Origin of the sequence: Ciceribacter sichuanensis, assembly GCF_024055605.1 — a bacterium.
GTDB classification, from domain to species: domain Bacteria; phylum Pseudomonadota; class Alphaproteobacteria; order Rhizobiales; family Rhizobiaceae; genus Allorhizobium; species Allorhizobium sichuanense.
Window position 1 is genome coordinate 1 of sequence record NZ_JAMXLX010000021.1, and the last position, 1,274, is coordinate 1,274.

Sequence of the window (1,274 nt, forward strand, 5' to 3'; positions counted from 1 at the left end):
TGACCTTGCCCCCAAGTTTTATCCAGTTTTGAGTTCGCTCCAGCGGTTTTGGGTTGTTGTGTTTGTGGCGGTAGCGGCGGGGTGCGGTGCGGAGCCCTTTCGGGTGTGCAGCACCGCATCCCGTCGCGGGTTGATGGTCTGAGCGAACTCGGCAGGTGTCAGCCAGCCGAGGCCTGAGTGTGGTCGGTGATCGTTGTAATCGCTGCGCCAGTTTGAAAGCGCTGACCGGGCATGGGTCAGTGACGAGAAGAGCGTTTCATTCAAGAGCTCGTCTCGCAGTCGCCCGTTGAAGCTTTCGATGAAGGCGTTCTGGATCGGCTTGCCCGGCGCGATGTAGTGCCATTCCACCTTGGCTCGGTCCGTCCACTGCAGGATCGCGTTGCTGGTGAACTCGCTGCCGTTGTCACTGACGATCATTCTGGGCTTGCCGCGCTCCTCGATGATCCGGTCGAGCTCACGAGCAACCCGCAGGCCGGAAAGCGATGTGTCGGCGACGAGGCCCAGGCATTCTCGCGTGCAATCGTCGACGACCGTCAGCACCCGGAACCGGCGGCCATCGGTGAGTTGATCCGACACGAAGTCCAGGGACCACCGATCATTGGCTGCCATCGGGATCAGCATCGGGGCGCGTGGGCCGGTCGCCCGCTTGCGACCGCCACGCTTGCGCACCGTCAGCTTCTCCTCCCGATAGAGCCGGAAGAGCCTCTTGTGGTTCACAAGGTGGCCCTCACGCCGGAGAAGCACATGAATACGTCGATAGCCGAAGCGGCGGCGTTCATGCGCCAACGCCTTCATTCGCTCGCGAAGGTCATGGTCGTCGCTGCGGCTGGTTTCATAACGGATCGTCATCCGGCAAACGCCGATGGCTTTACACGCCCGCCGTTCGCTCATCCGATGTTGGTCCATCAGATGCGCGACAGCTCGCCGCTCTGCTGCGGGCGTCACCACTTCTTTCCCAAAAGGTCTTTCAAAGCTGTATTGTCGAGCATGGCATCCGCCAGAAGCCGCTTCAGCTTCGTGTTCTCGTCCTCCAGCGTCTTCAGCCGCTTGGCTTCGGACACGTCCATGCCGCCGAATTTGGCCTTCCACTTGTAGATGCTGGCATCGCTGACGCCGTGCTTGCGGCAGAGCTCCGAGACCGGCGCGCCCGCCTCGTGCTCCTTCAGAATGCCGATAATCTGTTCGTCCGTGAAACGGTTGCGCTTCATTCCCTGGTCCTCTCAATGGGCCAGAGCTTACTTCAAAATGGATTATGTCAACGGGGCAAGGTCATC

The 1,274-nt window shown here is 60.6% G+C and carries 1 protein-coding gene; it reads right to left on the reverse strand.

The annotated features are described in order from the left end of the window. Positions 1–18: 18 nt before the first annotated feature. A protein-coding gene (locus tag NBH21_RS25950; protein WP_252759599.1) for an IS3 family transposase occupies positions 19–1,208 on the reverse strand; the annotation gives its coding sequence in 2 pieces (ribosomal slippage) (positions 19–959 and positions 959–1,208; 1,191 coding nt in all). Positions 1,209–1,274 lie beyond the last annotated feature (66 nt).